24 protein-coding genes are annotated in these 26,076 nt (G+C 68.4%); 16 read left to right on the top strand and 8 right to left on the bottom strand.

Features of this window, described 5'->3' with window-relative positions:
- Positions 1 to 87: 87 nt before the first annotated feature.
- Genes MT490_RS12650 through MT490_RS12635 form a run of 4 tightly spaced genes read left to right on the top strand, consistent with a single transcriptional unit; the run spans position 88 to position 2,619 of the window.
- Positions 88 to 639: a flagellar basal body-associated FliL family protein gene (locus tag MT490_RS12650; protein ID WP_297388106.1), complete on the top strand. Its 552-nt coding sequence runs from the start codon at positions 88 to 90 to the stop codon at positions 637 to 639.
- Entirely contained in the window at positions 636 to 1,661 is a 1,026-nt protein-coding gene (fliM, locus tag MT490_RS12645) for a flagellar motor switch protein FliM (RefSeq protein WP_297388103.1), read from the top strand. The genes MT490_RS12650 and fliM overlap by 4 nt, the downstream gene beginning before the upstream one ends.
- Positions 1,658 to 2,053, top strand: a complete 396-nt coding sequence (locus tag MT490_RS12640; RefSeq protein WP_297388100.1) for a DUF6468 domain-containing protein — start codon at positions 1,658 to 1,660, stop codon at positions 2,051 to 2,053. Before fliM ends, MT490_RS12640 begins: the two co-directional genes overlap by 4 nt.
- Before the next feature lie 23 nt (positions 2,054 to 2,076).
- Positions 2,077 to 2,619 carry a hypothetical protein gene (locus MT490_RS12635; protein WP_297388098.1) on the top strand — a complete coding sequence of 181 codons (543 nt, stop codon included), beginning with the start codon at positions 2,077 to 2,079 and terminating at the stop codon, positions 2,617 to 2,619.
- A 115-nt stretch (positions 2,620 to 2,734) separates the two neighbouring features.
- On the opposite strand, the gene MT490_RS12630 is transcribed toward MT490_RS12635, so the two are convergent.
- Together MT490_RS12630 and MT490_RS12625 are read right to left on the bottom strand one after the other, a co-directional pair.
- On the bottom strand, positions 2,735 to 3,409 hold the full coding sequence (locus MT490_RS12630) for a carboxypeptidase-like regulatory domain-containing protein (RefSeq protein WP_363321749.1): 675 nt from the start codon (positions 3,407 to 3,409) through the stop codon (positions 2,735 to 2,737).
- 133 nt (positions 3,410 to 3,542) lie between these two features.
- Positions 3,543 to 3,956: a hypothetical protein gene (locus MT490_RS12625; protein WP_297388092.1), complete on the bottom strand. Its 414-nt coding sequence runs from the start codon at positions 3,954 to 3,956 to the stop codon at positions 3,543 to 3,545.
- Between the two features lie 78 nt (positions 3,957 to 4,034).
- Between MT490_RS12625 and MT490_RS12620 the strand changes: the two genes are divergently transcribed.
- Together MT490_RS12620 and MT490_RS12615 are read left to right on the top strand one after the other, a co-directional pair.
- Positions 4,035 to 4,319 (top strand): hypothetical protein, encoded by a 285-nt coding sequence (locus MT490_RS12620; protein WP_297388089.1) that lies wholly within the window; start codon positions 4,035 to 4,037, stop codon positions 4,317 to 4,319.
- On the top strand, positions 4,319 to 6,085 hold the full coding sequence (locus MT490_RS12615) for a hypothetical protein (RefSeq protein WP_297388086.1): 1,767 nt from the start codon (positions 4,319 to 4,321) through the stop codon (positions 6,083 to 6,085). The genes MT490_RS12620 and MT490_RS12615 overlap by 1 nt, the downstream gene beginning before the upstream one ends.
- A 250-nt stretch (positions 6,086 to 6,335) precedes the next feature.
- Here MT490_RS12615 and MT490_RS12610 read toward each other — a convergent pair whose 3' ends face one another.
- From MT490_RS12610 to MT490_RS12600, 3 genes are read right to left on the bottom strand one after another with little or no spacing between them, the layout of a single operon-like run.
- Positions 6,336 to 7,244 carry a flagellin gene (locus MT490_RS12610; protein WP_297388083.1) on the bottom strand — a complete coding sequence of 303 codons (909 nt, stop codon included), beginning with the start codon at positions 7,242 to 7,244 and terminating at the stop codon, positions 6,336 to 6,338.
- 11 nt (positions 7,245 to 7,255) lie between these two features.
- Complete coding sequence (locus tag MT490_RS12605; RefSeq protein WP_297388080.1) at positions 7,256 to 9,352, bottom strand: flagellar basal body rod C-terminal domain-containing protein; 2,097 nt, start codon at positions 9,350 to 9,352, stop codon at positions 7,256 to 7,258.
- Positions 9,353 to 9,377: 25 nt separating this feature from the next.
- Complete coding sequence (locus MT490_RS12600; protein ID WP_297388078.1) at positions 9,378 to 10,679, bottom strand: flagellar hook protein FlgE; 1,302 nt, start codon at positions 10,677 to 10,679, stop codon at positions 9,378 to 9,380.
- Positions 10,680 to 11,039: 360 nt separating this feature from the next.
- Here MT490_RS12600 and MT490_RS12595 point away from each other — a divergent pair, with 360 nt between their 5' ends.
- The 10 genes from MT490_RS12595 to tmk all read left to right on the top strand — a co-directional run bounded on the left by MT490_RS12595 (position 11,040) and on the right by tmk (position 21,200).
- A complete protein-coding gene (locus tag MT490_RS12595; RefSeq protein WP_297388075.1) occupies positions 11,040 to 11,891 on the top strand; it encodes a hypothetical protein in 852 nt (283 codons plus the stop codon).
- A gap of 467 nt (positions 11,892 to 12,358) precedes the next feature.
- A complete protein-coding gene (locus MT490_RS12590) occupies positions 12,359 to 12,751 on the top strand; it encodes a flagellar biosynthesis repressor FlbT (RefSeq protein WP_297388072.1) in 393 nt (130 codons plus the stop codon).
- Positions 12,752 to 12,766: 15 nt separating this feature from the next.
- Positions 12,767 to 14,122, top strand: a complete 1,356-nt coding sequence (gene fliI / locus MT490_RS12585) for a flagellar protein export ATPase FliI (RefSeq protein WP_297388069.1) — start codon at positions 12,767 to 12,769, stop codon at positions 14,120 to 14,122.
- The gene (locus MT490_RS12580) at positions 14,119 to 14,547 is read left to right on the top strand and encodes a hypothetical protein (RefSeq protein WP_297388066.1); all 429 of its coding nucleotides are present in this window, start codon (positions 14,119 to 14,121) and stop codon (positions 14,545 to 14,547) included. The genes fliI and MT490_RS12580 overlap by 4 nt, the downstream gene beginning before the upstream one ends.
- Entirely contained in the window at positions 14,544 to 15,590 is a 1,047-nt protein-coding gene (locus tag MT490_RS12575; RefSeq protein WP_297388062.1) for a peptidoglycan-binding protein, read from the top strand. The genes MT490_RS12580 and MT490_RS12575 overlap by 4 nt, the downstream gene beginning before the upstream one ends.
- 227 nt (positions 15,591 to 15,817) lie before the next feature.
- Positions 15,818 to 16,870, top strand: a complete 1,053-nt coding sequence (locus tag MT490_RS12570; protein WP_297388061.1) for a sigma factor-like helix-turn-helix DNA-binding protein — start codon at positions 15,818 to 15,820, stop codon at positions 16,868 to 16,870.
- Positions 16,871 to 16,935: 65 nt separating this feature from the next.
- A complete protein-coding gene (locus tag MT490_RS12565) occupies positions 16,936 to 17,448 on the top strand; it encodes a hypothetical protein (RefSeq protein ID WP_297388059.1) in 513 nt (170 codons plus the stop codon).
- A 123-nt stretch (positions 17,449 to 17,571) separates the two neighbouring features.
- A complete protein-coding gene (locus MT490_RS12560; protein WP_297388057.1) occupies positions 17,572 to 18,723 on the top strand; it encodes a helix-turn-helix transcriptional regulator in 1,152 nt (383 codons plus the stop codon).
- An 82-nt stretch (positions 18,724 to 18,805) separates the two neighbouring features.
- Complete coding sequence (locus MT490_RS12555) at positions 18,806 to 20,416, top strand: EAL domain-containing protein (RefSeq protein ID WP_297388055.1); 1,611 nt, start codon at positions 18,806 to 18,808, stop codon at positions 20,414 to 20,416.
- Positions 20,417 to 20,549: 133 nt separating this feature from the next.
- A complete protein-coding gene (gene tmk, locus MT490_RS12550; protein WP_297388054.1) occupies positions 20,550 to 21,200 on the top strand; it encodes a dTMP kinase in 651 nt (216 codons plus the stop codon).
- 250 nt (positions 21,201 to 21,450) lie between these two features.
- Here the strand turns inward: tmk and MT490_RS12545 are convergent, their stop codons facing one another.
- The 3 genes from MT490_RS12545 to MT490_RS12535 form a co-directional block, all read right to left on the bottom strand.
- A complete protein-coding gene (locus MT490_RS12545; protein WP_297388052.1) occupies positions 21,451 to 24,492 on the bottom strand; it encodes a TonB-dependent receptor in 3,042 nt (1,013 codons plus the stop codon).
- Positions 24,493 to 24,527: 35 nt separating this feature from the next.
- A complete protein-coding gene (locus MT490_RS12540) occupies positions 24,528 to 25,526 on the bottom strand; it encodes a N(4)-(beta-N-acetylglucosaminyl)-L-asparaginase (protein WP_297388051.1) in 999 nt (332 codons plus the stop codon).
- A gap of 243 nt (positions 25,527 to 25,769) precedes the next feature.
- On the bottom strand, positions 25,770 to 26,076 hold a 307-nt coding region (locus MT490_RS12535), incomplete at its 5' end, for a discoidin domain-containing protein (protein WP_297388050.1).

The raw sequence follows: 26,076 nt of genomic DNA, 5'->3' as shown, positions 1-26,076 counted from the left end.
GGCAGAAATTGCCGGGTGACCATCCTATAATAGAGGCAAATCAGCCGGCGCGGTGCCGGAACGCAGATTTCGAAAGGTGCCAGGGAAATGACGTCACCCGAGATCGTCGAGGAAGGTGCGGAGGGCACGCAGCCCGTCCAGCCCAAGTCGAAGAAGAAGCTCATCATCATCGGCGCGGCCGCGGGCGTGCTGGTGCTCGGCGGAGGCGGCGGCGCGGCGATGATGCTCTCGGGCGGTTCGGCCAAGGCCGAGACCGCGGCCGAGGGCGGCCATGGCGCGGCGTCGAACGAGGCCGAGGGCGCGAGCGGCGGCCATGGCGGCGAAGCCGGCAGCGCCGAATCCTATGTCGACGTGCCGGCGATGGTGGTGAACCTGCGTTCGCCCGACGGCGCCTCGCGCTATCTCAAGCTCCACTTCATGATCGTGCCCGGCGCCCACGGCTCGCCCGAGGGGATCAAGGAGAAGCTCCCGCTGATCCTCGACGCCTATCAGCCCTTCCTGCGCGAGCTCCGGCCCGAGGATCTGGCAGGCTCGGCCGCGGTCTTCCGCATCAAGGAAGAGATGCTGGTCCGCGCCACCCAGGTCGCCGGCGAGGGCGTGGTCAAGGACATCCTCATCCAGGACCTCGTCCAGCAATGATCGATCTCGACGATTTCGACCTTCCCGAACCCCCGATCGCCCCGATCGGCGGCGACGGCGACGTCCGCTTCGACCAGGCGGACATCGACGCGCTGTTCGGCGATCTCGGCGGCCCCGTCGAGAAGAAGAAGGGCCTGCGCGCGGTCATCGAGTCCAAGGTCATCAGCCACGAGCGTCTGCCGATGCTCGAAGTGGTCTGCGACCGCGTGGTCCGCGCCTTCGCCAGCTCGATGCGCAACCTCACCTCGGACGCGATCGACGTCAGCCTCGAGAACGTCACCTCGATCCGCTTCGGCGAGTTCATGAACCGCGTCGCCCTCCCCGCGATGGTCGGCGTGTTCAAGGTGCAGGAATGGGAGAGCTTCGGCCTCGTCACCGTCGAATCCGGGCTGATCTATGCCGTGGTCGACGCGTTGCTCGGCGGTCGTGGCGGTGGATCGCCGACGCTGATCGACGGTCGCGCCTTCACCACCATCGAGACCGGCCTCGTCTCGCGGATGCTCGAGCTCGCCCTGCGCGACTTCGCTGCGGCGTTCGAGCCGATCGAGCCGATCAACATCGATCTGGAGCGCATCGAGAGCAATCCGCGCTTCGCCGCGATCGCCGGCACCTCGAACATCTGCGCGATCGCGACCTTCCGCGTCGACATGGACGGCCGCGGCGGCGAGTTCACCCTGGTCTTCCCCTATGCGACGCTCGAGCCCGTTCGCCACAAATTGCTCCAGCGCTTCATGGGCGAGAAGAGCGGCCGCGACAGCATCTGGGAGGCGCACATGGCTTCCGAGATCCGCAAGACCAATGTCGACGTCAATGTCGTGCTCGGCGAGAAGGCGATGGCGATCGCGGAGCTGAAGGCGCTCGAGGTCGGCCAGACCATCGCGCTCCACAAGAGCCCCGACGACGCGCTCGACCTGGCCTGCGGCGGCGTCACGCTCGCCCAGGCCCAGATCGGCCAGCGCCGCGGCAAGGTCGCCGTGCGCCTCGTCAACGACGTCTCCTCCCACGGAAAGATGAACGCATGAGCTTCGCGCTTCTCGCCAATGTGCTGACGATGATCTTCTGCATGGCCGTGCTCGTGCAGAGCGTGCGGATGATGCGGAGCCTGCGCACCGTGAAGGACGGCGCGCTGACCGAGGTCGTGACCGCGCTCGAAAAGGCGACGGTCGGCGCCCGCGCGGTGCTCTCGGAGATGAAGGCGACGCTCAGCACCGATTGCGCCCAGCATGCCCGCCTCGTCGAGCAGGCCCGCGGGCTTCGCGACGAGCTCTCGGACATGATCGGCATCGCCGACGCTGCCTGCGAGCGCGTGGTCAACGCCGTCAGCCTCGCCAATGTGGTCCGCTCGTCGGAAGCCGACGAAGCCGAAGGCGAAGGCGGGGACGCCGAGCCCAAGCCCGAAGCCGAGCTCGCCTGATGGCCCGCCCCTCGCTCCTGCTGATGACCGCAGCCGCATCGGCGCTCGCGATCGTCGCCAACGCCTCGACCATCGCGTCTGAGGCCACCCAGAACAATGCGCCCAAGACGCGGCTCGGCAGCTCGATCGAGCAGGATATCGCCGAGCGCGACGCCGCCGCCGCGCGCCGCAAGCGCGGGCTCGACCTGCGCGAGCAGGCGACCAAGGCGGCGCAGGCGCGCCTGCAGGCGGACCTCGAAGCGCGGCAGAAGGAAGCCGAAATGGCTTCGGCGGCAGGCGCCGCCGGCCCCGCCGAGCCGCCCGAGGCGCAGTTCGACGAGCTCGCCCGCATCTACCAGGCGATGAAGCCCAAGGCCGCCGCAATGGTCTTCGAGCAGCTCGACATGGAAGTGCAGATGAAGGTCGCGCAGCGCATGCGCGAGCGCTCCACCGCGATGATCATGGCAGCGATGAGCCCCAAGGGCGCCGCCGCGCTGAGCATGGCGCTCGCCCGCAAATCGGCGCGCGCCGCCGCGGTCGCCGCCCCCGTATCGCCCAAGCCGCAGCGCCAGACCGCGGCGCGCTGAGGCGCCACTAAGCCCATTAAGCCCCTCCCCTGAAGGGGAGGGGCTAGGAAGGTCGCGTCCGCTTCCCGCCGTTCAGGCGCGGGGCGCCATCATGGCACCATCATAACGCCAGGACTCACTTCACTTCGAGCGACAGTTCGTAGAGCGAGCTCATGATCTTGGTGAACTGCGGCTCGACGAAGCGGCCATAAGCCCCCTGGTTCCGCACGCGGATACCGAGAGGACGACCGCCGAGCGTCGCCGAGATGCGATAGCGATTGACCGCGACGCCCTTCACCGCCGGCCCGTCGCCGGTGCTCACCGGGGTGCCGGCGAACGGCGCGCCGCCGTCGAGCGGCTCGAACCTGAGCTGGACCTGGAGCGGATCGATCCCCGACATGATCGGCGTATAGACGACCACCGACGCGCCATAGCTGCCGGTGCCGTCGGCCTTCATCCCCGAAGTGCGCAGCGTGAAGTTGCGGACCGCCCCCTGGTTGCCGGCGAAGCTGTCCTCGTCGTCGGGCGCGAGATCGGTCTCGATCTTCTCGCCCGCGACGGTGCGAACGGCCTTGCCGCTTGCATTCCAGGTCACATGGATGCGCGGCAGCACGATCCGGTAGCGGCCGTCCGCCCCCGTCGTGCCGCTGGCGTAGCTATTGTAGAGGAGCTCGTTGTCGGCGAGGATCTTGGCGCGCGCCACCGGCCGCCCCTGCTCGTCGACCACGCGGCCCTTGAGGACCCAGGGTTCGGCGGTTTGCGCCTGGCTCGGCTCGGCGCAGCCCGCCATCGCCATCGTCACTGCGACCATCCCCAAGAAACCAACGCTGCGCACCTTCGCCTCCCGCATCGAAATGATGCGAGGCTCTGTGCGCCGCTTCGTCGCGGAGCGAGCGCGCCGCGACGAAGCCCGACCGCCGCGCGACGCAGCGGCGGCGGCCGCCTCAGCTGTGGCTGGCGGCGACTTCGACGATGAGCACGCGCGAAAGCCCGGGTTCGGCTATCCGCAAGGCGGCATTGAGGTCGTGATCGAGCTTGCCCGCATCGATCGCGCGCATGCTGGACGCGTTGATCCGCGCGAATTCGAGCGCGGCGGCGATCGTCGCCTCGCGCAGCCGGGGCATCTCCGCCCGGGCCTTGGCGAAGACTTCGCCGGTGCTCGCCTCGAGCACAAGCTTGACGCGCATGCGTCCGGCGACGCGGTCCGCCTCGATGATCGGTACGGTCACTTCTTCCATCGGAACGAAGTTTAGGCTGCCACGCGAGCTGCTGCCGCCGCCGGACGCCTGTGCGCCGCCGCCGCCCGGAAAGGGCACCAGCGCCGTGGTCAGCGCGAGCGCGGCGAGACTGTTACGCACGTCAAAACTCCGTGGCTCGGGCGGTCGAGTGCGCCCCATGCCTCTATAATAGAATGAAATGAGCCAGAGGGTGTGTCAGTGAGTCACGATCAACGTCCGGGCAGGATGCGCGTCGTCCAGGATCCGGCCGACTTCCAGCGCCGTCGCGGCGATGCGACGACGATCGAGGGCACCGCCAACACCGTCGCGATCGACGGGAGCGCGCGCCCGCTCGCAGGCGTCGCTACGGCTGCCTCTACCTCTGCCGCTGCTGCCGTCGTGGAGGACAAGCGCCTGCCCCTGCTTCCCGCCGGGCTCTTCCTGCTCGCCTGCGCGGCGGGCGGGGTTCTCGTTGCCGTCGTTCGCCCGCTCGGGCTCGGCTGATGCGCAGCGCACTGATTGCCCTGATCGCCGGCACCGCCGCTGCGACTCCGCACCCGGCGCCCCATAATGCCGCGCCCGTCGCCGGGCCCGCGGTCAATGCCGCCGCCGCGACGCTGCCCCCCTTCGCCGCCGACCTCGCGCAGATGCCGATGATCACCGGCGCCTCGGGCTGGCACGGCGAGACCGGCGAGGCCGGCTGGGCGCTGCTCGCCGCCGCGCGCCCGGAGAACCGCCAGCAGCACCGCTGGAGCTATGCGCTCGGCCTGATCGCCGAGAATCGCGGCGCGGAGGCGCTCGGCGTGCTCGACGTGATGCTGTCGAGCGACCGCGACCTGGGCCTCGTCGCTCCCTTCCTCCTCGCCCGCGGCGTCGCGCTGACGCTCGTCGGTCACGACGAGGAGGCCGTCTCGGCGCTCGCCGCCGACGAATTGGCCGCCAATCCCGAGGCCTGCGCCTGGCGGATGCGCGCGCTCGCGCATGCCGGCGCCGCGCTGGACGCCGTGCGCCAGGTCAATTGCGCGCTCCCCGCGATCAACGGCCGCGGTGCCGAGGCGCGCGCGCCCTTCGTGCTCGCAGCCGCCGGCGCCGCGATCGACTCCGGCCGGCCGGAGCCGGCACTCGCCTGGCTCAAGCTGTTCGGCGACCGGAACGCCGAAGCCAATGTCCTTCGCGGCCGCGCGCTCGTCGCCACCGGCGATGTCCCGGGCGGGCGCCTTCGCCTCGACCGCGCGGCACGCAACGGCGATTCCGCGGTACGAGCCAACGCCAGGCTGGGCATGATCGAGGCCGGACTCGCCACGCACAGCCTCTCCCCCGCTGACGCGATCAAGCAGCTCGACGCACTGCGCTTCGGCTGGCGCGGCGACGCGGTCGAGCAGCGCGCGCTCGAGATCCAGCTCCACCTCGCCAACGAAGCGCACGATTTGCGCGGCCAGCTCCGCGCCGGCGCCGCGCTGATCCGCTATTTCAAGCTCGGCGCGAAGGCCGGGCCGATGCTCGCCGAGCTCCAGGCGGCGCTCTCCGCGGCGCTCGCCGCCGACAGCGGCGTCCCGCTCGCCGAGGCCGCCGGGCTCTATTGGGATTATCGCGAGCTCGCCCCGGCGGGCGGCGAAGGCGACGCGCTCGTGATGCGCCTCGCCGGCCGGCTCCAGGACGCCTCGCTCTACGCCCGCGCCGCCGAGCTGCTGGAATACCAGCTGACCCAGCGCGCGCAGGACGTCGCCCAGGGTCCGCTCTCGATCAAGGTCGCCGCGCTCCACATCCTCGCCGGCCGCCCCGATCGCGCGCTCGAGGCGATCCGCACGACCGAGCAGCCCAGCTATTCCCCCGCGATGCGCCAGGACCGCAAGCGCGTGGAGGCCGTCGCGCTCCACCGCCTCGGCAAGATCGACGCGGCCAACGCCGCGCTCGAAGGCCTGCCCGACGCGGCCGCGATCCGCGCCGAGATGCGCTGGCAGGTCAAGGACTGGGGCAGCTTCGTCACCGAGAACGCCCTCCCCGCCCCCAAGGGCCTGAGCGAGCCCGCCCAGGCCGCGGTGCTGCGCCAGGCCGTGGCGCTGGCGATGCTCGGCCGCGAGGACCAGCTCGAAGCGCTCCGCGCGCGCTATGCCGCGGCGTTCAAGACGCTCCCCAGCAGCCAGGCGTTCGACGTGCTGACGCGCAAGGTCGCCAGCATCGATCCCGCCGCGATCGGCGCCGCGATGACCGCCATCCCCCAGGCGAGCCCTGCCGGCGCGATCGGCGACCTGCTCGACGCGGCTTCGTAGGCGCGGCCAGCAGAAGCAAGATATCGTCACCCCGGCCGAAGTGCCGGGGTCCACTATGCTGATGGGCGAAATCCCGCACGGACGGCGCTGAGAATGTGCGGCTTGAGGCGCTTCGTGCCAGCGGGTGGAGGAGTGGATCCCGGCCTTCGCCGGGATGATGGTCTCTTGGGTGGCGCCGCGCGCAAAAAAGGGCCACCGCGCGCGGCAGCCCTTTCGTAATGATCCCCGCCGACCCGAGGGGGTGACCCGTTTACCGGATGTAGCTCACCAGGCTCAGGTCGGAGAGCTGCGAGAAGACCGAATAGCTCGCCTGCAGCATCGTCTTCTGCTGCGCGAGGTCGATTGCGACCTGACCGAGATCGGCGTCCTCGTTGGTTTCGATCACGCTCTCGAGCAGCAGCGAGCGCTGCTCGCCGCGCGTGGTCAGCGTCTCGACCTGGACCTGCTTGCGGCCATTGTCGGCGTTGACGGTGCGCAGGCTGCCGAGCCCGGTCTCGAGCTGGCCCACCGCATTCTGCAGCGCGGTGAGCTGCGCGGCGGTCGGCGTCTCGCCGATCGTGCCGGCCTGCGCCAGCGTCTGGAACGCGGCGTAGAGATCCTTGCCGACGCTGCCCGCGCTGATGCCGTAGGTCACGTCGACCCCGTCGGCGACGCGCGCGCTCGAGCGCACGCCGTCGTCGCGGAACGCGGCCGAGGCCGGCATGGTCGCGGTGTCGGCGAGCGTGTCGGGAACGAAGGGATTGCCGTCGGTCTGCGAGCCGCCGAATAGCGGGGTGCCGCCCTCGGCGCCGTTGAGCGAGTTGCGATACTGGCTGAACGCGGTCTCGATCGCCTCCTGCAGGCCGGCGGCCTTGCCGGTGCCGACCGCGGTGAGGATCTGCGACTTCAGGTCGCTGGTCGCGGATTCGATGCTCTCCAGATGGCCCTGGTAAAGCGACAGCGTGGTGCCGACGCGCTTGGCGACGGTCGACTGCGCGTCCTGGCGGGCGAGCAGGCTGTGCGCGGAGAGGTTGCGGACCGTCTCGGTGCCGAGATCGGCGAAGTCCGCCGCCTTCTTGCCGGTGGAGAGGCGCTGCTGGGTGATCGCCAGCTTCTCCTGCGAACGCTGGATGGCGCTGGACATGGTGCGCTGGAGCGGGATGGTGGCTACGCGAGACATAAGGGCTCCGATCAGACCATGTTGAGAAGGGTGTCGTACATTTCCGACGTGGTGGAGATCACGCGCGCGGCGGCCGAATAGCTGTTCTGCAGCACCACCATCTGCGCGAGCTCCTCGTCGATGTTGACCCCCGAGAAGCTGTCGCGCCGGTTGACGGCGTCGTCGCGCCGCGCCGAGGCGTCGAGCAGATTGTCATTCGCCTGGCTCGCCTCGAGCCCGGTGCGGCCGAGCAGCAGGCTCGAGAAGCGCTCGAGCGTGGTCACCCCGTCCTTGCCGAGATCGAGCGCCGCGCCGAGCTTGTCGACGAAGGCGGTCGCGCCGCGGGTATCGCCGGCGCCGAGCGCCTTGGCGCCGACCGCCGCGCTTTCCTGCAGCCGCGCGAGCGGCAGCTGGCCGGGACTGGCTAGGACGGCGGGGCGCACCTGCGCATCGCCCAGCCCGCTCGAGGCGCCGGTGAGGCCGAGCATGGTCGAGAATCCCAGCCCCGAGCCATAACGGTCGGTCGAATCCGACGGGATCGAGAGCGTCGCGCCCGACAGCGAGGCCGAGGGCTCGAAGCGCATGCGGCCGCGATCGTCGAGGCTGAAATCGCCGAAATCGCCCAGCGGACTGGCGTTGAGCTCGGTGACGAGGTCGCCCACCGTGCCGCCCGCGGCCGGCGTCAGCGTATAGCTGGTCAGGGCGCGCCCGGTGGTATCGCGCAACACGATCTGCGCGGTTTCGCCCGCAGCGAAGCCATGGGGGTCGCCGGTTGCGAGACCCGAGGGGACCAGCGTGCTTGAATCGCTGCGGACGAAGTCGTTCAAGCCGAAATATTGCGAGACGCCCACCCCGGCGCGCGCGCTCGGATTGGTCTCGTTCTGCGCGACGACGACGCCGTTGCCCGCACCGCTAGCCGTGATGCTCAACTTGCCGTCGGTGAAGCTCGCGGTGCCCGCGCTGCCCAGCCCGGCGTTGATCGCGGCGACCATGTCGTCGATCGTCGCACCCGCCGGCATCGCGTCGAAGTCCACGCTGGTCTTGGCGACCAGCGTCCCGTCGGCCTTGGTGACGGCGAAGGTCGCCGCGCCGGTGAAGCCGAGCCGGTCGGTGCCGATCAGCCCCGTCTGGCGGCCGTTCAGGCTCGCGGGCGGCGGCACGGTGGTGCCGGCGTTCGAGACTGCGTTGAGCGCCTCGGAAAGCCCGGAGAAGAGCACGCCCATCTGTTCGGAAAAGGCCGGCAGCGCGCGATCGCGCAGATCGAGCAGCCCGCCCAGCTTGCCGCCGACAGCCGCGGAATCGAGCTTCTCGCCCGTCGCCGCGCCCATCGCGCCGCTGTCCTCGGCGAAGCGGATCTCGATGTTCGGGTAGATAGGCTGCGAGGCGCCGAGCCCCGAATTGGGATAGGAAAGCTGGCGCAGCTTCTTGTCGAGCAGCACCGCGCCGTTCGCGGTCTCGATCGAGACGCGGCCATCGGGCTGTTCGCGGACGTTGACCGAGATGAGGCTGCTCAGCTCCTCGATCGCGCTCATCCGCTGGTCGGCGGCGCCGCCGACATTCTTGCCGAGCCCGGTCGCCTGGGCGACCGTGGCGTTGAGGTCGTGGATACGGCTCAGCAGGCTGTTGATCTTGTCGACCGAATAGCCAACCTCGGATTCGACGTCGCCGCGCAGCCCGGCCACGTCGGTTTCGAGCTGCTGCATCGAATCGATCGCGTCCTGCACGTCGGAGGTGAACACCGCGACGGTCTGGGCGGAGGATTGCGAGCCGGTCATCGCCACGGCCGACGCCGTGATCGCGTCGAGCCGTGCCGGCAGGCCCGAGGCCGCGCCGGGCTCGCCGAGCAGCGACTGGAGCCGGTCGAGATAGCTGGCGGTGACGTCCGCGCGGCCATAGTCGCCCGCGCGGCGATAGACATTCGCCTCGAGGAAGCGGTCGGCAACGCGGCTGGGCTCTCCCACCACGACGCCGGCCACCTGGCCCGAGACCACGCCGGTGGTGAGGTTGACGCGCTCGCGCGCATAACCCGCCACGCCGACATTGGCGATGTTGTTCGAGACCGAGCGGAGTCCGGCCTGGGCTGCTGCCAGGCCGGAAACCGCGGATCCGAGGATGTGATTGAGCGACATCGCTATGATCCCGGATTTTGGAGGATTAGCGCTTCAGGTCGCTCACTTCGCGAAGCATGTCGTCGACCGTGGTGATGATCTTCGACGATGCGCTGTACGCCCGCTGGAAGCGGATCATGTTGGTGAACTCGCCGGCGAGGTCGACGGTCGAGGCCTCGAGCGAGTTGGCGGCGATCGCGCCCGCGCCGAGCTGGCCCGGCGCGTTGAGCGTCATGCCGCCCGAGGCGCGGCTGATCGTATAGGCGTTGCCCGACACGCGGGTGAGGCCGTCCGGGTTCTGGAAGGTCGCGATCGGCAGCTGGAACACCGAGCGGGTCGAACCGTCGGAGAAGATCGCGTTGACCACGCCTTCCTTGTCGATCTCGACCGAGGAGAGGTTGCCGAGCATGCCGCCGTCGACGTTCGACGAGATCAGCGAGCTCTCGGTGCCGAACTGGGTGATGCCGTCGATGCCGTCGTCGCTGCCGAGCGCCAGCGTGATCGGAACCGAACCGGCGCTGTTGGTCCAGCTGACGTTGAGCGGGTTGAACAGCGCGGCGGTCGAGCCGCTGCGATCGAGGCTGCCGTCCCCGTTGAACCGGATCGTCCCGCTGGCGAGCACGCCGCCCGCCGCAGTGACGTCGGTCGCCGGGCTGGCATAGACTTCGCTCTGCCAGGTGTTCGCGCCGGTCTTGATGAAGCCCATGGTCACGCGGTGCGTGCCGCCCTGCGAGTCCGACACGTCGAACGAGCGGGTGAACTGCGGGGTCACAGTGCCCGACGCCATGTCGCCGGCGGTATAGGCGCCGGTATAGTTGGCGGTGGTGGACTGGAGGTTCATGCGCGCCTGGATGCGCGTGGTCGGCGAGGCGGTGCCGATCAGGTCGCTCACGCGCACCGGCTCGAGCGCTTCGATGCTGCCGGTGTTGGTATATTCGCCCGTGGCGTCGAGACGCCAGCCATAGAGATAGAGGCCGGCCGGGTTGCGGAGATAGCCTTCCTCGTCGGGCCGGAACGCGCCGGCGCGGGTATAGGCTACGTCACCGGTCGAATCCGAGGTGGCGCGCGTCACGAAGAAGCCGCCGCCGTCGATCGCGAGATCGGTGCTGCTGCCCGAAGCCTGGAGCAGGCCCTGCTTGGAAACCATCGAGACCGGCGCCGCGGCGACGCCGCCCGCCGAATAGTTGCTCTTGGCACGGCCGTCGGTGACCATGGTGCGGAACTGGGCTTCGACGCCCTTGTAGCCGACGGTGTTGATGTTGGTGATGTTGTCGGCGACGGTCGCCATCGCGCTCGCCTGGGCGCTGAGGCCGGACACGCCGGCGTAGAGAGCGGAATAGAGGCTCAATGTATCACTCCTGACAACGCCCGCGGATCGATCGCGCAGGCCTCAGGTGCTTTTTAGGAAGGAATTTGCGGGGGCGGCGTTCAGCGGAAGCGAAAATGCCGATCGAATGCGCCCACCTTCGCAGGATCGGGAGAAATCCCGCTTCCCGGGAGAGCGAGGGACCGTTCAAGACGCGGAAGGATGAGGGCGACATATGGCGCGAATATCCCCTCCCGCTCGACTCCGCCGGGCGGACCCGGTCGCCAACCGCCAGTTCCGATTTTCTGCTGCGAAAGCGGACGGTCTTCTAACGCCCCATTGCGGACGTTTCGCTGCTGTGCCACCTCCGTCACGATCTGACGAATCGACCGAGGTAGGTAATTGGGATTTCAGCCTTTCGGATACCGCTTCGAAATCTTTGCGAGCCTGCCCCCGGCAGAGGCAAGGGCGGCAATCCGGTCGAAGATGACAGGCATATTCGATGCCAAGAATGGCGCGCGCGGCTGGATCGCTGGTCCTTTTATATGCCTTTGGTTCAGCGCCTTTGACCGCTACGGGCCAATGTTGTTCGGTCTGATCTCAGCTAACAACTTTGGCACGCGCGTGCACGGCAGGGCGGGGTCCGACCTAAACGGCGTTTTGATGTTCACCTTACTGATCCCGTTAATGGCTTGGCTGCTCTTCAAGATGGTCTCCGAAGGTCAGGCTTCCGGCGGTCAACTTCTCGTTATTGCGTTGGTTTTCTTGGTGGGCGGCCCACTCATATATTGGTCGGCACATAAGGAGCGGAAGGATGCCGAACCGCTCGAGCGGTTCTTGCGGAAGGCGCTCGCCCAACCGGATGCCCGTTCGAAATCCACGGTAAGCGCTCGTAAGATTCAGGAAGGCTTGCGCCTGAATTTGAACGGCGAATACCTTGAAGGTCCGGTGACGGACGCGGCTATTCAAAGCGCGCTCATGCGAGTGGGCAACCGAGATTTCATGATTATCGAGTCAGCCCCACAGGACTACCTGCAAACCGCCTGCCGCGATGGACGATATATCTTGGAGGTGCGCAAAGGCGGTCCCGGCGAGCACTACCAAGCCGTCCGAAATGGAGGGGCAGTTGGCGGTGCCGCGAAGGCGAACGACACCCTTACCTACGAAGAAGTGAGCGCAGCGATGGCTTCCTACGCCCTCGGTGATTCCCTTCCGAGTCTTCTGCGATTGCAGCCAATGGTCTCAGGTCAGTGAATGTCCGCTTCCCACCAATTCCGGACACAAAGCTCCTCGGAGGTTGGGGGCGTGTCCGCGACCATCTTGCAATGTAGGATTTCGTCTGCTTGCCTGAGACGGCCGGCCTCGCCGCCCGCTCTTTGACATCGTCAGCACCCACGAAATGGCGCGTTTCGTGCGGCCTTGTATCGACCTTCACGCCATAGCCGCGGAACACCGGACACGTCGCCCGCCATTGCGCAAAGTCCCCGCGTCGCTGAGCGATGCGGAACAATGCACGCGCACCGTGTCAACTTCGGCGCCGCCATGTTCCGCGTTTCCGGAGGCGGTGGGCAACAATTCCGAATTCGCCCACCGAATCTGACAGCGCCGTAGCGTCGTTCGCACCCGCCATCGGACCAACTGGGCAAAATTTGCCGGGTGCGCCGCCTAACCCGCCGCCTTCATCCTATAAGAGAGCAAACGCACACGAAAGGTTTGCTCCAATGCTCCGCATCACGCTTCGCGACGGCGAGAAGGCGATCGTCAACGGCGCCGTGCTCCGCGCGGTCGGCCGCACGCAGATCGCGGTCGAGAACCAGGTGTCGATCCTGCGCGGCCGCGAGGTCATGCAGCCCGAGGAGGCCACCACCCCCGCGCGCCAGCTCTATTTCTCGGCGATGCTCGCTTATATCGATCCGGCCAATCGCGCCCAGCACCAGGACCATGTCGTCGGGCTGATCGGCGGCCTCGTCGCCACGCTCACCGCCCCCGAGGCGCGCGCCGCCTGCATCGCCTTCGCGCACGACATGGCGACGGGCGACTATTACAAGGCGCTCTCGGCCGCGCGCGAGCTGATCGGCTTCGAGAACGCCGCGACCGAATCCCAGGCCGCGTAAGGGCTCCCGGCTGCCATGCAGACCCTTGCCAGCGCAGCCCGCGCGATCCGCACCATGGTGCCCGATCGCCGCTTCGGCAGCGTCGTCGCGGTTCGCGGCGCGCTGATCGAAGTGGAGGGGCTGACCGGAGTCGCGCAGATCGGCAGCCGCGTCGAGATCCAGGGCATCAACGGCAAGGTCGAGGCCGAAGTCACCGCGCTCGACCGCGAAGTCGCGCTCTGCCTCCCCTTCGTCGATCCGCAGGGCGTGGGCCTCGGCTCGCGCGCCGAGCTCGCCGCCGGTCAGTTCAGCGTCCGCCCCTCCACTGCCTGGCTCGGCCGGATGATCGACGGCCTCGGCCGCCCGGTCGACGGCCTGGGCCCGCTCCCCAACGGCGCCGACCCGCAGCCGATCAAGGCTGCACCTCCCGCCGCCGCCAACCGCGCCCGCGTCGGCCCGCGCATCGAGACGGGCGTGCGCACGCTCGACCTGTTCGTGCCGCTCTGCATCGGCCAGCGCCTCGGCCTGTTCGCCGGCTCGGGCGTCGGCAAGTCGGTCCTCCTCTCGATGCTCGCGCGCTGGACCCAGTGCGACGTCGCCGTCATCGGCCTGATCGGCGAGCGTGGCCGCGAGGTCCAGGAATTCATCGAGGACGATCTCGGCCCCGAGGGCATGGCCCGCTCGGTCGTCGTCGTCGCCACGTCGGACGAGCCCGCGCTGATGCGCCGCCAGGCCGCCTGGACCACCCTCGCCGTCGCCGAGCATTTCCGCGACCAGGGCCTCAACGTCCTCTGCCTGATGGATTCGGTCACCCGCTTCGCCATGGCACAGCGCGAGATCGGCCTCGCCTCGGGCGAGCCCCCCGCGACCAAGGGCTATACCCCCACCGTCTTCGCCGAGCTGCCCCGGCTGCTCGAGCGCGCCGGCCCCGGCGCACCGGGCAAGGGCATGATCACCGGGCTGTTCACCGTGCTCGTCGACGGCGACGATCATAACGAGCCCGTCGCCGACGCGGTGCGCGGCATCCTCGACGGCCACGTCGTGATGCGCCGTGCGATCGCCGAGCGCGGCCGCTATCCCGCGATCGACGTATTGAAGTCGGTGTCGCGCACCCTGCCCCATTGCCTGAGCGACGGCGACAACCAGACCCGCCTCGCCGCCCGGAAGCTGCTGTCGACCTATGCCGACATGGAGGAGATGGTCCGGCTCGGCGCCTATAAGGCCGGGTCGTCCGAGGAGGTCGATCGCGCGGTCGCGCTCGCCCCGCAGATCGAGGCGCTGATCAACCAGGGCAAGCACGACCAGGGCTTTGCCGACGCCGCCTTCGCCGCGCTCGCCGAGATCGTCGGCGGCGAGGCATCCGCGGCCGAGCCGCTCGGTGTCGCCGCATGACTCCGTTCGACACCGCGCTCCGCGTCCAGCGCCGCGAGGTCGATGCCGTCAAGGTGTCGATCAGCGTCGAGGTCGAGCGCATCACCACCCTCGAGACCCAGACCCGCACGCACGACGCCACGGTGCAGCAGGAACGCGCGCTCGCTTATTCGATGCCCTTCGCCAGCGACGCCTGGACCGCGCGGATGAAGGCCGAACGCGCCCGGCTCGACGAAGCGGCGTATCTGGCGCAGGCCCGGCTGGGCAAGCTGCGCGCCCAGGCGGTCGAGGCCTATGGCACGATGCGCGCGATCGAAGGCGCCGCCGAGCGTTATTCGGACGAGGCCGAACGCGTGCTCTCGCTCGCCGAGCAAAGCGCGATCGACGACATCGCCGCAGCCCGCTTCCTGCGCGCGCGCGCCATCGTCAAGAAGCGCTCGGCATGATCGGCCCCTCCCAGCTCGCCGCGCTCAGCCCGCAGAAGCGCGCCCAGGTCATCTATGCCGAGGCGCAGTCGCAGCTCTCGACGCGGCTGTGGCGCGCCGCGCTCGGCGACGGCGACAGCAAGGACGCGAACGAAACCTCGCCCTTCTCGCCCAACAACATGAAGATGGATTCGCTGCTCGGCCTGCTCGGCGGCGGCAGCGAGATTGCCGGCGCGCAGGGCCATTGCGCCTGCCACTGCCCCTGCAGCTGCCACAATCCGACGAGTGCCGGCGCAACCGGCGCGACCCCCGACACCGGACGCGGCACCACCGGCGCCGGCACCATGGATCCCGAGGAGTCCCGCACGGCCACCCCCGTCGCGGCCGTCTCCCCCCCCGCCGGCGCGGCTTCGACCGGCGGGCTCCAGCTGGGCCCCAATGCCCGCTACGCCGCGACCTTCGCCACCGCCGAGGCGCGCACCGGCATCCCGGCCACCGCGCTCGCCGCGATCGTCGATGCCGAGGCCGCCAAGACCGGCGACGGCAGCTGGAACACCCATTCGCGCAATCCGCGCTCGAGCGCCGCGGGGCTCGGCCAGTTCCTCAGCGGCACCTGGCAGGATCTCGCGCAGACCCAGGGCACCTGGCTCAACGCCTATGCCGCCGAGCGCGGCTGGCTCGACGGGCGCGGCCGCGTCCAGACCGGCAATCGCGCCGAGCTACTCGCCTTGCGCTACGATCCCAAGGCGTCGATCCTCGGCGTCGCCGATCTCGCCAAGGGCAATCTCGACCGGCTCGAAAAGGCGGGAGTACGCGTGCGCACCGATGCCGAGACGCTCGCCAAGGCGGCCTATCTTGGCCACCATCTCGGGCTCGGCGACGCGAAGAAGTTCCTCAGCGGCGGGATCGAGGCCGGCCGCGCGCGCATGCTGCTCTCCGCCCAGATCGGCTCCTCCGCCGCCGAGCAACGGATCGCCAGCGCAGGCGACGCGACCCAGGCGCACCGCCAGTGGCTGCTGGGGTTCATCGATCGCAGAATTCGCCCCGAAGCGTTCGCTGCGTAAATTTCTTCCTATATTTAATTTACAGGAAGCCCTCCGACCCCAGGTTGGTAAATTCCCTGTAAACCACTGCACATGGCGGATTTTCGCGGTTCTTCGGTGCCCTCCGGGGCATCCCAACTGCGTATTTATACATATAGGAGCGGTTTCCATCCGTTAAAGGATTACCGGCATTTCTCTCCCTGTGAACGGGCGGCCTCACGGCCCTCACACAAACCAGGGGAACGCAAATGTCGAAAATCACGATCGCGCTCGAAGCAGCCGTCGCCACCGTCATCGAGAACACGCCCGCCGACGGCAACCGCACCAACCGTCAGCGCGTCTATGTCGATCGTGCCTTCGCCCAGATCCTCAAGCTGATCGCCCCCCGCATCCGCCACTTCATCCGCCAGTACGGCCTGGTCGCCCATTGGGACGATGCCGAGCAGTGCTGCGCGATCGCCGTCCACCGCGCGATCGAGGCCTATGATCCCGCCAAGGCGCAGTTCACCACCTTCGTGAACTGGCAGATCCGCGGCGAGCTCCAGAGCCTCCGCTTCCGCCTGATGACCGACCAGCGCCCCTCGGCGAAGAAGGTCGAGGCGACCACCGTGTCGCTCAACGCGCTCGCCACCGGCGCCGACGGCGAGGAAATGTCGCCCGAGACGCTGATCGAGGACGAGGACGCCCTCGCCCGCACCGAGGCTGCCGCCTCGGACTATCTCGCCGACGGCGCGATCGCCTCGCTCGTCGACGCCTATGTCGATCACCTCCGCAAGGTCGGGATCGAGGCGCTCCGCCGCCGCCCCCGTCCGAAGCGCGAGGAAGCAGCGCTGCGCCGCGAAGGCCCGCGCTTCCGCACCGCCACCCACGGCATCGATCCCGCCGAGCTCGAGAAGCTCGAGGCCAAGCTGGCCCGCGACCGCGAGATCGTCGCCCGCCGCGTGTTCCAGGCCTCGACCCTCGACGACCTGTCGCTCGAGACCGGCGTCACCAAGGAGCGCGTTCGCCAGATCACCAAGCGCGCCGCCAAGACGATCGCCGAGATCGCCGCCGCCGATCCGCGCTTCGCGGTGATGGCCGAATATGGCCGCCCGACGCCGACCAAGCGCCGCCAGCCGGCCCCGGTCACCGCGTCGCTGCTCCCCGACGCCGATCAGCCGCACAACCGCCTCGCCAGCGTCCGCGCCATCCAGCCGGCCGAGCTGGGCATCGCCCTCGCCGCCCCGGCGGAGAGCGTCGAGCGGGTCGAGGCGATCCTTCTCGCCCATGCCGAGATCCCGTCGAGCGCCGCGCTGCACTAATTGCATCGGACAACCCACATATCCGTAATCTTCCTATAATGCAGGCAGATAGTAGGAGGGGCCCGATGTACGGCGAAGTCGAGACCAACGAAGGCGGACTGGGCTGGGCGATGATCCCCCGCCCCAACCGCCGCCTCACCGCGCTGGCCCGCGAAGTGGCGCGCTGCGCGCAGGCGCTGCTGCCCGAGGGCGCCGGGCTGTTCATGGGGCTCGAGACCGACGCGGCCGGCTTGCTCCATCTGATCTGGTGGCGCCGTGACGATTTCGCGCTGGTCGCCGAAGTCAGCGCCTCGCCCGAGGGCTTCTGCCCCGTCGACACCGAGGAGGGCGCGCTCCAGGAAGCCGGCATCGAACTGCTCGACTATCTCGCTGGGCGCTGGCCCGCCCCGCCGGCAGGTTATGGTGTAATCACCGACGGTACCGGCGTCGCGTTCGCGCCCGATCATCCCGCGCCTTCGGCCTCGGGCTGGTTGATGCGACAGGCCACGGGCAGCGTGCCGCTCCTTGCGATAATAGCTCTCGATCCCTCGGGCCCTTGTGCGCTTCTCGCACCCCGCCCGCATCGCTCTCTCCACTAAAAGAGACACGCATTCCATTAGGACGGGACGTGCATTCCACTATGGAAGGCGCCGTTAACCTTGCATTATTCTTGAAACGCTTCAGAATAGGTCCAAAGCGGCATCAGTCCGCGGAGGGACTAGATGGCAAAGGGGAATGGGAAGCGGCAGGGCGGTGCCCATGCGGCGGCCGGTGACGTACCGGTCGACCTGTACCGCTGCTTCGTCTTCCCCAATCGCATCCGCGAGCAACGCCATGCCGCCGGCCATGCCAGGCTGCTCCGCCTCGCCTCGCGCATTCCCGAGATCCCGTACATCCGCCTGTCGAAGATCGAGCGCGGCGAAGTCGTCCCGCGCCCCGACGAACTGCGCCGCATCGCCGACGCCCTGGGGATCGCGCCCGCTGGCCTCCTGCTCGACATGGACGCACCGGGTTTCGACATCGCCAAATGGGCCGCGCCGTTCATCGACGACACACCTGCCGATTTGGAGGAAGAGCGTTTCGCGGTGCTGCTCGGCGCCGCGCTGCGCGCCCGCCGCACCGGCGACCCCGCGCTCACCATAGCGGCGATCGAGCGCGACTACGGGCTTCCGCCGGTCAATCTCTCGCGCATCGAGAACGCGCAGAAGACCTTCGATCGCTGGGGCGCCGCCGCCCGGAACGCGCTGCTCCAGCTCTTCAAGGTCCCCAACGAGACCGAGCTGCGCGGGCATGTCGCGGCGCTGCACGCGGCCGGCGCACTCGACGGCTTCATCGGCAACGTCGCCAACCCCGCGCTGCGGCACGAGCGGAGCCGCGCGCGCATCGCCGAGCTCGCCGCGTCGCTCGCCGCGCCCGTGCCCGTGCCGGCGCCCGCATCCGCACCCGCACCCGCACCCACCGAAACCCTCGCGGTCGTGGCGGCGATCCCGCTGGCGCCCGGCGCCGCGTCGGTCCGCCTCGTGCCCGTGCTCGGCGCGCCGCTGCCCCACGGACTGATCGCCGACGCGCCGACCGCCGAGAAGGTCGAGGCGCCGCATGCCGCCGGGCCGCGCGCGTTCGGGCTCAAGGTCTGCCGCGCCACGCTCGGCGGCGGGCTGCCCGGCCAGGCGGTGGTGATCGTCGATCCCGAGCGCTTCCCCTCCCCCGGCGGCATCGCCGCGCTGCGCGAGGAGGCCGGCTGGCGGCTGCTGTCGGTCGGGTCCGATCGCGACGGGCGGATGATAGGCTATAGCAGCAATCCGGAGAGGGAGATCGGGCTCGACGATTGCGATCCGGCGCGCCTCGCCGCGGTGATCGGCGCGATCTTTCCCTGACCCGGGCTTTCCCTGGGAAGCGATCTGGTAAGCAAATCTCCTATAAGGAGATGAGGCGGCATCCGGCCGCAGGAGGTTGGCCATGGGTAGCCGGCTGCGTCGGTTGTTTGTCGGCTATCGCGATTACCTGATCATCGGCGTTCCTGTGGCGGCGATGCTCGCGCTCGCCGTCGTGTTCGATCTGAGCGAGCGCATCCGTGCCCTGGTCCATCCCTATGAGGCGTGGCAGCTCGACGAAATCGTTCCCGCCTTCTTCCTCGCCGGCCTGCTGTCGATGGGCCTCCTCGTCTGCCGCACCCGCATACTCCGGCGCGAACTGCGGCTGCGGCGGCACGCGGAGCGGGAAGCGAACCAGCTGGCGCGGCACGACGCGCTCACCGGCCTCGCCAATCGCCGGACGCTGATCGCGCATCTCGACGCGCAGATCCGCCACGGCGCGCCTGAAACCGAGCTCAGCGTCCTCATGTTCGATCTCGATCGCTTCAAGCCGATCAACGACACCTATGGGCATGGCGGCGGCGACGCGATGCTGCGCACCATCGCCGATCGTCTCGCCTTGCTGGTCGGCGACGCGGGGCTGGTCGCGCGGATGGGTGGCGACGAATTCGCCTGCGTGCTCGTCCACCCGCCGGAAGCCGAACTGCCGGCCGAAATCGCCGAGGCGATCCTCGCCGCGGTCGCCCGGCCGGTCCAGCTGCGCGGCGGGCTCGCCGAGATCAGCGCCTCGGTCGGCCTCGTCACCTGCCCCTCCGGCACGTCGAGCGCGGAGGCGATGCTGCGCGACGCCGATTTCGCGATGTCCCGCGCCAAGCGTTCGGGCCGTTCGACCTGGTGCCGCTTCGTTCCCGAGATGGAGGCGGAGATGCGCGAGCGCGCCCAGCTCGAGCTGGACATGCACGCCGGCATCCATCGCGGCGAGTTCGTCCCCTGGTTCCAGCCGATCGTGACACTCACCGGCGGCGAGGTCGTCGGGTTCGAGGCGCTCGCCCGCTGGCGCCACCCGACGCGCGGGCTGATCGCGCCGAACGTGTTCATCCCGATCGCCGAAGATGCGGGCATGATCCAGGACCTCGGCTTCGCCGTACTGCGGCGCGCCTGCACCGAGGCGCGGATGTGGCCGCAGCACCTGACCCTGTCGGTCAACATCTCCCCGCTCCAGCTCAACGACGCCTGGCTCCCCGAGCGCATCCTGCAGGTTCTGTGCACCACCGGCTTCCCGGCCGGGCGCCTGATCGTCGAGATCACCGAGAACCGGCTGGTGCAGGACATCGAGGCGGCCCGCGCCATCCTGCTCTCGCTCAAGAGCGCCGGCATCCAGATCGCGCTCGACGATTTCGGCACCGGCTATGCGAGCCTCAAGCATCTGCGCGAGCTCCAGTTCAACCGGATCAAGATCGACCGCGCCTTCGTCCAGAACATGCGCGCCGACGACAATGGCCAGATCGTCCGCGCGATCCTGAGCCTCAGCGAGGGCCTCGGCCTGCCCGTCACCGCCGAGGGCGTCGAATCGGGCGAAAGCGCCGAGCTGCTCGCCGGCCTCGGCTGCGAATACGGCCAGGGCTTCCTCTACAGCCAGCCGGTCGAGGCGGAGACGGCGCTCGCGATGGCGCACGACGCGCATCTCGGGGAGCCTGTCGCCGCCACCGATGGCGACCACGCGCCCGGCGACGCGGGCGCGCGCTACGGCACCTGATCGCCATGCCGTGACATCGCCTCCGCCCGTGCTAAGGCTGAGGCCATGGGCAAGAGCGTCGCAATCGAGGGTGTCGGCTGTTTCGCCGTGACGAGCCGGCCGACCGGCGCTTCGCCGGATAGGACGTGTCGTCATGGATGAACCCGCCCGCTTCTATGCGATCGAAGGCGTCGACGGCTGCGGCAAGACGAGCGTGGTCAGCCACCTCGTCGAGCATCTGAACAGCACGGGCCGCCCCGCGATCATGACCCGCGAGCCCGGCGGGACGCCCCAGGGCGAGAAGATCCGCTCGCTCATCCTGTCGGGCGCCGACGATGCCTGGGACCAGCATTCTGAGTTGCTCCTGATGACCGCCGCACGGGTCGAGCACGTCAGGCGCGTCATCCTTCCCGCTCTCGCGAGCGGAAGCTCGGTGGTTTCCGATCGGTATGTCGGCTCCACCATCGCCTATCAGGGTGCCGGGAGAGGCGTTCCGGAGGACTTCATCCGCCTCCTCCATCGCGTCGCGGTGGGCGATATCTGGCCCGATCTCGTGATCGTGCTCGACCTGGATCCCCGGATCGGCCTGGCGCGCAGCAAGGGGCGGCTCAGTGCGTCCGCGGTCGACGAGGGGCGGTTCGAGACCCTCGACCTCGAATTCCACCGCCGCATCCGCCAGTCCTATCTCGACCAGGCGTCCGCCGACCCGCAGCGCCACGTCGTCGTCGACGCCACCGGCGATCCCGAGCAGGTCCGCCGGCGCGTGATCGACGCGGTCGAGGATTGGCACAGGCGGCGGAGCTAGGTCCGCACTCGATTACCGTCATCCCGGACAGCTCAATTTTCTCCAAATCTTTGATTTGGGTAGAAAATTGAGCTGTCCGGGATCCACCGGGAGGCAAGGACGGGATAAGAGGCCCTGGTTCAGCAGGCGAGGCCAAGTGGACCCCGGAACAAGTCCGGGGTGACGAAGGAATGCAGACAAAAAATGGGCCCGCCTCGAGGGAAAGGCGGGCCCATCTGGGTGACCCCGGGGGGGACCGGGGTCGGGGGGCTCAGAAGTTGATCGTCGTCCCGAACGCGATCTGCCGGCCGAGCGAGTCGTAGCGGGCGGAGATCGTGTTCGCGCGCGACAGGCCGATATTGTACGAGTTCGGCAGGATCGGCGGCGTCTTGTCGAGGATGTTGTTCGCCGCGATCCGGAACGAGAAGCTCTTGTCGACGCGGAAGTTCAGCGCGAGATCGAAATAGTTATAGGCTCCGATCCGGTAGAACGTCGTGCGCACGGCGTCCGGCGTCCAGCCCAGGCTCTCCTCGCCCGAGTTCGACACGTTGGTGAGCGGCCCGAGGTGGCGCCAGTTCAGCGACGCGCTGAAGAACTGGTCCTGCGTGGTGTAGGTGGTGCGCAGGCCGTGCGACCATTTCGGAATGAACTGGCCGCAGCCCGCGCCGCCATAATAGCCCACGCAGTTCTTCTCGAGCAGGATCGGCGAGTCCTGGCCGCCGGCCATGGTGGTCAGCGAGCCCGAGAAGTCGAAGTCGAGCCGGCCGGCAGCGCCGAGCGGCAGGGCATATTGGGCCTGGAAGTCCCAGCCGTGCGACTTGCTCTTATAATAGTTGGTCGTGCCCTGACGGATGAAGCCGGTCTGCGGATTGCCGTCCGGATTGCTGAAGAGCGTGCCGTCGGAATTGCGCACGAACATCTGGCAGAAGAAGTCGCTGCCGGTGAGGCGGCAGCCTTCCGAGAAGTAGCTATAGTCGTTGTAGCCGATCGAATCGTTCAGATCGATCAGGAAGCGGTCGACCGACAGGACCAGGCCCGGCAGGAACCGCGGCTTCAGGACGATGCCGAAGGTCTTGGTATAGGCCGTCTCCGGATCGACGGTGAACCCGCCGGCGCGATAGGTGCAGCCGACATCGGTCGGGCAGAGCAGGGTGGCGCTGCCGTAGAGACTGTCGGCAAGGCCGGTGGCGGCGCAGACTTCACGCGACGCGGCCGGCGCGCCGTAGATCGGGATCTGCTGGCCGGTGTTCGGATCGATCGTCGACCCGGTGATGGTCGGGGCGCAGATGTCGTTGAACGCCGTCGTGATCCGGCCGTAGCTGGTGTTGCTGCCCTGGAACGCCTCGACCACGGTCGGCGCGCGCTGGGCGCGGTTGATCGACGCGCGGAAGGTGATGTCCGGGATCGGCGCCCACAGGGCTTCCGCCTTCCAGGTCGAGAAGGTGGTGGGGTTGCTGCTGTACTTCGACAGGCGGTACGCGCCGTTGAACTGCAGCAGGTCGGCGAACGGCTTGTGCTGCGCGATCGGCACCTGGAGCTCGACATTGGTTTCCCAGACATGCTGCGAAAGGCTCCGGTCGGCGCCGCCCATATTGTCGCGCCACAGCTGGTCGGCGAAGCTCTCGAGCTTGTCCTCGCGATATTCCGCGCCGAGCGCGATCGCCACGCCTTCCTCGGCCCAGGGGCTCTTGATCCCGTAGGTGCCGAGGTCGCCCTGCACCGTCGCGATGACGTTGTAGAGCTTGTTGATCGTGCTCTCGGTGCCGTAGCTGTCGCGCGTCAGATAATTGAACACCGCCGAATTGTTGACGGTCGAGTAGGAGCTGAACGGATCGAGCGGGAGGCAGCCGTCGGCCGTGCCCGAGGCGCAGGTCGGCACGCCGTTCACGTTGACGACGTTGAGCGCGTTGTTGACGCGGTCGATGCCCGGGAACGACCAGCTCCAATCCTGCTGGTTGCGCGCATAGACGCCGCCGACGTCATAGCTCCACCCCTCGGCGAAGTCGCCGCGGATGCCGCCGGTGATGCGCAGGCCCTTGTTCAGATAGCGGTCCTCGAGGTCCGGCACACCGCTGAAGCGATAGCGCAGTTCGATCGGCACCATCGTGCCGGTGCCGGCGGCGGCGCCGCAGATCACCTGCGCCTGCGAGGCGGAGAGGAACGGATTGTTGCAGTTCACCTGATACGGCGTCGAGCCGAAGGCGGTGTAGCTGTAGAGCCGCGCCGGGAAGCCGTTGGCCGACTCGTCGCGGAACCACATCGCGCTGGCATAGAGCTCCGCCGCGTCGGAGATCTCGAACGACGCGAAGCCGCCGGCGTTCCAGCGCTCGTTCGCGCGCTGGAAGGAATAATCGGAATAGGGATTGGCCGCGACCGCATTCGAATAGGGAATGAAGGTGCGGGTGCCGTTCGGATTGTTCACATATTGGTTGCCGCTGTTCGCGCCGGTGCGCGGCGACACATAGCCGTGATAGGTGTAGGTCGAGAGGCTGCAGCTCAGCGGACCGTCCTTGACGTTCTCGACCAGCTGGCAGCCCGAGGTCTCGCGCGCCTCGAAGGGCACGAGATCGGCCTTGCGATAGTTGACGTAGCCCGAGATGTGGAAGCGGTCGTCGAACAGCTTGGTGCCCGCGGTCAGCGACAGGTCGACGCGGCCGCCGTCGGTCGCGAAGCCGCGGCTGGGCTGCGCGAAGCCGTACTGGCTGGCGACCTGCGAGACGAGGCCCGCCTTGTTCTGGTGCGCGTAGAAATTGTAGTTCGCGTTGAGCTGGATGCCCTCGAAGTCATTGTTCATGATGAAGTTGACGACACCGGCAACCGCGTCCGAACCATAGACGGCCGAAGCGCCGCCGGTCAGCACGTCGACGCGCTGGATCAGCGACGTGGGGATCATGTTGGCGTCGACGCCGTTCATCGTGCCGACGCGCTTGCCGTCGATCAGGGTCAGCGTGCGCTCGAAGCCGAGGTTGCGCAGCTTGATGCGCTGGCGGCCGTCCGAATCCTGATAGTTCTGCTGGCTGTCCGGCGCGATCTGCGGGATGCGGTTCAGCACTTCCTCGATGTTCACCGCCGCCTGGGCGCGGATCGCCTCGGACGTGACCGACGTGATCGGCGCCGCGGCGGTCGCGTTCGGGCGCCGGATGCGGCTGCCGGTGACGACGATGTCGCCGCTGTCGCCGCTCTCGGCCTGGCCGGCATCGTCGGCCTGCGCCGTCGTGACGGGCTGGTCGCCGGCGTCCTGCGCCATTGCGGGCACGGCGAGCACGCTGGCGAAACAGGTCGTGCTCAGTAGCAGTCGATTCAAACGTGACATTTCATAGACCCCTTTGATCGTTGATCTGTTGTCGATCACTTCGTTCCGCCGGGCCCTTTTAGGCTCTCGGCAGCTCGGATTTGCGTGACCCCCGCTTGGTCGGTCACGGCAAAGGTGAAGCCGGGCTGGAGCGCGAAGGCGCCCGTCCGGCCGGCGCGGTCGACGGCGAGGAACGCGACCTGCGCATCCTTCACCGCGTCGCCGCGAAGCTTCGCGATATGCGTCACCGCCTCGCGGCATGCCGCCATCGGCGACATGCCCGCGCGCATCGACGCGACCACGCGCGCCGTCCCGGCGATCCGCGTGACTTCCTCGCCCACGCCCGTCGCGGTCGCGGCGCCGACGCCGGCCTCGACGAACAGCCCGCAGCCCGCCTGGGGCGAATCCCCGACGCGGCCGTGGAGCTTGAACGCCATGCCCGACGTCGTGCACGCGCCCGCCAGCCGCCCCTGGGCATCGCAGGCGAGCATGCCGATCGTGTCATGGTCGAGCGCGGACCCACGCTGGTTCTCGATATTCGCGACCGGCTTGTACTGCGCGGTCTTCAGCCATTCGCGCCACGCGGCCTCGGACTCGGGCGTCAGCAACTTGGTAGTGGTGAAGCCCTGCTCGAGCGCGAACTGGCGCGCGCCCTCCCCCACCAGCATGGTGTGCGGGGTCTTCTCCATCACGCGCCGCGCGACCGAGATGGGGTGGAGGATGTCCTCGAGCGCGGCGACCGCGCCGACATGGCCGCGATCGTCCATGATGATCGCATCGAGCGTCACATGGCCGTCGCGATCGGGATAGCCGCCCAGGCCGACCGAATGGTTGGAAGCGTCCGCCTCGGTCACTTGCGCGCCGGCCTCGAGCGCGTCGATCAGGCTGCCGCCCGCCTTCCAGCGCGCATAAGCGGCATTGTTGGCGGCCGCTCCGAAATCCCAGGTCGAGAGGAGGAAGGCGCGCTGTGCGGGCTGCGCCAGCGCCGGCCGCGCGGCAGCCGCAGCGGCGCCGCCCAGCCCTAGCGCGAGTGCCCCGCGGCGAGACGTCCTCATTGACACAGCTCTACTTCCCCACGCGCGGTCGACGCCGTCGTTCGGATCGTCGGCAACGCCATGAAGTTGTCATATATGAAATATCAATTCAATACCAAAAATCACTTTGGTGCTATCGTTTCCCTACAGATCGCATGCCGGGAACATTGTTGCGACAGCCCGGACGGCGCCCGATGCCTTTGGCGGGCACCGTTCGTCGATTTAATTCAGAGACTTAGGGAGAGCAGCCGCCGCCGAGGGGCTTCAGGGCAGCGCGATGAACCCGCCTATGCCGGCGATAGCGAGCTTCGCCGCCGGCACTGCCGTCTCGGAAAAGCGCAACCGCAGGAACCGCGCGCGGCGCGTTTTGGCGAAGGCGATCCGCTGCGTGGATAAGGCATAGGCAATATTGGAGAATTCTCCCGTCGCCGCAGGTTCCCAATTGGTACCGTCGCTGCTCGTCTCGGCGACATAGCCCCTGGGCGGCGCCGCGCCGGTCATCACCTGGCGCGAGGGCGTGAGGCTGAATCCGGCGAGATTCGCCTCCGCACCCAGGTCGACCATGACCTGC

The sequence above is a fragment of the Sphingomonas sp. genome, assembly GCF_026460985.1.
In the GTDB taxonomy this organism is placed as follows: Bacteria; Pseudomonadota; Alphaproteobacteria; order Sphingomonadales; family Sphingomonadaceae; genus Sphingomonas.
This window is presented reverse-complemented; position numbering and strand designations above follow the sequence as displayed.